Source organism: Streptomyces sp. NPDC047869 (assembly GCF_040704065.1).
Taxonomy (GTDB): Bacteria; Actinomycetota; Actinomycetes; order Streptomycetales; family Streptomycetaceae; genus Streptomyces.
In genome coordinates this window covers 1-3,709 of record NZ_JBEYRK010000067.1, presented here as the reverse complement: position 1 = coordinate 3,709, position 3,709 = coordinate 1, and the positions used below count along the sequence as shown (strand labels likewise).

Sequence of the window (3,709 nt, the reverse complement as noted above, 5' to 3'; positions counted from 1 at the left end):
CTGGACAGAACAACGCGAAGACAGCCCAGCAGGGCGTCAGTCAGTGCCCGGGTCACGACCACCGGAACCCGAGTATCAGCATCAATGTCAGTGCCCCCGGTTACTGTGAGTGAGCATTGATCGACCGCGCACTTGGGGGAAACATGGCGCTCACCGACCAGCAGACGATGCGACGCGTCCTGCGCCGCGAGATCGCCGGCACCATCGGCCTGCTCACCGACGAGCACGACTTCAGCGCCATGCGGCGCTACCGCAGCTTCGTCTTCGACGACCACACCACCTACCTGCAACAGGTGGAGGCCCTGCTGAAAACCCGGGCGGCCCAGGGCGGACACACGACACTGGCCCTGTTCGATCCCGAGGACTACGCCGCGTTCTGCGCGGAAACCGGCCTCGACCCGGAAGCGTCCGCCAGCCGTGCCCGGTTCACCGCACAACTGGCGGCCACCGGCCCCACCGTCCCCTACGACGGCCGTCCTCTCACCACACTCCTGCCCGACCTCGTCGACGAAGCCGTACGCCAGGCCACCTGGGAGTACGCCACGATCCTCCTGACCCGCCTCGGCCCCTGCGCCACCTGCGGCGAGGACATCGGCCGCGCCGCCTTCACCCGTGCCTCCGACCTCGTCGTCCGCATCCTCGACACCGCCCCGCCCGGCGACCGCCACCTCGTCTGCAGCGTCTCGGCGCCGGCGGAAACCCTCGTGGCCGTCCTCCACGCCGACCAGGGCATCACCGAACTCGACGAGGCGGAAGCCCTCGAATTCACCAGCGTCCTCGCCCTCGGCCTCGCCACCAAGAGCCACGGCGGCCTGGTCATGCGTGTCAGCTCTCCCGGCACGGCCGACCTCGTGCACGGCTGGCGACTGCGCGGAGGCGACCTCGTACCCCTCAGTGCCGCCGAGGTCTTCGACGCCTACTGCACGGACGCCGAATCCGGCGACATCATCAGCCCCGAACCGGACGTCGACTACTGCGCACCGCCCGACCTCGGACAGGAGGACACGCCACCGGAACACCGCCACTGAACGCGTCAGGGGCGCCCCACCCGACGGTGGGACGCCCCTGAACCGGCCATCCGGTACGAGCCGGGACCGGCTACTCCCCGGACAGCACCGCCTGCGCGGCGCTGCGTGCCTCCTCGGCGCTGTCCGCCGCCCGCGCGGCGGCGGCGGCCCGCTCGCACTGCGCCAGCGTGTACTTCGCCAGCGTCGCCCGGACATAGGGAATCGACGCCGCGCCCATGGACAGGGAGGTGACACCCAGACCGGTCAGCACACAGGCCAGCAGCGGGTCGGAGGCGGCCTCGCCGCACACCCCGCAGCTCTTGCCCTCGGCCTTGGCCGCCTCGGCGGACAGCGCCACCAGGTCGAGCAGCGCCGGCTGCCACGGGTCCTGAAGCCGGGAGACCGCACCGACCTGGCGGTCCGCAGCAAAGGTGTACTGCGCGAGGTCATTGGTCCCCAGCGAGAGGAACTCGACCTCCTGAAGGATCGAACGCGCTCGCAGCGCGGCGGACGGGATCTCCACCATCGCGCCGAACTTCGCCCGCAGCCCCGCCTCGCGGCAGGCGTCCGCGAACGCCTTGGCATCCGCACGGTCCGCCACCATGGGCGCCATGACCTCGAGGTAGACCGGCAGCCCTTCCGCCGCCCTGGCCAGCGCGGTGAGCTGGGTGCGCAGGACGTCGGGATGGTCGAGCAGGGTCCGAAGACCACGCACGCCCAGCGCCGGGTTGGGCTCGTCCGCCGGAGTGAGGAACTCGAGCGGCTTGTCCGCGCCCGCGTCCAGCACCCGCACCACCACACGGCCCTCGGGGAACGCCTCCAGCACCTGCCGGTAGGCCTCCATCTGCTTGTCCTCGGACGGTGCGTTCTTGCTGTCGTCCAGGAAGAGGAACTCCGTGCGGAACAGACCGACACCCTCGGCCCCGGCCTCCACGGCGGCCGGCACGTCCGCGGGCCCGCCGACGTTGGCCAGCAGCGGCATCTTGTGCCCGTCGGCCGTGGCACCCGGGCCGGTGGAAGCCGCCAGCGCGGCCTTGCGCTCGGCGGCCGCCGACTCCAGCTCGGCCCTCTTCCCGGCGCTCGGATTCACGAAGATGTCACCGGTGCTGCCGTCGACGGCGACCACCGTCCCCTCGGCCAGTTCCTTGGCGCCCGGGAGCGCCACGACGGCCGGAACACCCAGGGCGCGGGCGAGGATGGCGCTGTGACTGGTCGGCCCGCCCTCCTCGGTCACGAAACCGAGGACGAGAGTGGGGTCGAGCAGCGCCGTGTCCGCGGGCGCCAGATCGCGCGCCACCAGCACATAGGGCTTGTCACTGTCCGGAACACCCGGCATCGGCACACCCAGGAGCCGGGCGACAATCCGGTTCCGCACGTCGTCCAGGTCGGCGACGCGCCCGGCGAGGTACTCCCCGGCACCGGCCAGCAGCTCGCGGTACGCGGCGAACGCGTCGTAGACGGCACGCTCGGCCGTACTGCCGACGGCGATGCGTCGCTCGACGTCCGCCATCAGCTCGGGGTCCTGGGCCATCATGGCCTGCGCCTCGAGCACCGCCTGGGCCTCGCCGCCGGCCAGATTGCCGCGCGCCATCAGATCGGCCGCCACGGCGTCCACCGCCTGGCGGGCCCGTCCCTGCTCGCGTCCGGCCTCGTCCGCGGGTATCTGCTTGGCAGGCGGCTCGAGCACCGCCGTCCCCATGTGCCGAACCTCGCCGATCGCCACACCGTGGCTCACGCCGACGCCTCGCAGCGTTGTCTCCATCTCACCGTCTCCGATTAGTGCGGCGGGACCGCCGCCGCGGTGGTCGTCCTGTACGCCGCCGGACGGCGGCCGTGCCGTCAGTTCCAGGAGAAGAGGCTGTCGCCGGCCTTCACGTCACCACTGTCCCGCAGATCGGAGAGGGACTCGGCGGTGGCCTCGAGGGCTACGACGGGGCACACGGGGGACTTGCCGGCCGCCTCGACCGCGGCCGGGTCCCAGCGCACGATGCTCTGTCCACGCGTCACGGTGTCCCCCTTGCTGACGAGCAGCTCGAAGCCCTCGCCGTTGAGCTGAACGGTGTCGATGCCGAGGTGGGTCAGCACACCGTGCCCGGTTCCGTCGACCACGACGAAGGCGTGCGGGTGCAGGGAAACGATGACGCCGTCCACCGGCGCCACGACCTCGGAGGGTTCACGCACGGGGTCGATCGCGGTGCCCGGGCCGACCATGGCCCCGGAGAAGACCGGATCCGGCACTTCGGCCAGTCCGATGGCCCGACCGGCGAGAGGGGACGTCACGGTGGTCATGGGAAGCCTCCCAGAAGTGGAGCTGCAGGTGGGGCCGTCACTGCCTGTCCCGGAAACGGCGCGCTGAGCAGCAGCGTATGCCAAAGGAAGTGACGGTTCCGTATGGAACTTACCAGCTAGTGGTCTAGACCACCAGCACCGTCGATTTGCATGGCCTTCGAGGCCCCGTGTACTGTCGTACTCCTGCTTGGGGCGGTGCGGCGCGAAAGTGTCGCGGCCCGGCAGCAATCAAACTGGTCAGATCCTCTCTCGGGATCCCTTCCGCATGCCCGCGGAGGGTGGTCAGAGAGTCGGAAGAACACTGATAGAGTTTGGAACACCGAAGGGAAGCGCCCGGAGGAAAGCCCGAGAGGGTGAGTACAAAGGAAGCGACCGTTCCTTGAGAACTCAACAGCGTGCCAAAAATCAACGCC

Annotated in this window: 3 protein-coding genes; 1 reads left to right on the top strand and 2 read right to left on the bottom strand. The window is 70.2% G+C overall.

Annotation, left to right across the window (positions count from 1 at the left end; translation table 11 throughout):
* The first annotated feature begins 143 nt into the window (after positions 1–143).
* Positions 144–1,028 carry a hypothetical protein gene (locus AB0924_RS38515; RefSeq protein ID WP_366913979.1) on the top strand — a complete coding sequence of 295 codons (885 nt, stop codon included), beginning with the start codon at positions 144–146 and terminating at the stop codon, positions 1,026–1,028.
* 70 nt (positions 1,029–1,098) lie between these two features.
* Here the strand turns inward: AB0924_RS38515 and ptsP are convergent, their stop codons facing one another.
* Positions 1,099–2,769 carry a phosphoenolpyruvate--protein phosphotransferase gene (gene ptsP / locus AB0924_RS38510; protein ID WP_366913978.1) on the bottom strand — a complete coding sequence of 557 codons (1,671 nt, stop codon included), beginning with the start codon at positions 2,767–2,769 and terminating at the stop codon, positions 1,099–1,101.
* A gap of 77 nt (positions 2,770–2,846) precedes the next feature.
* Entirely contained in the window at positions 2,847–3,296 is a 450-nt protein-coding gene (locus AB0924_RS38505) for a PTS glucose transporter subunit IIA (protein WP_358937369.1), read from the bottom strand.
* Between the last annotated feature and the right edge of the window lie 413 nt (positions 3,297–3,709).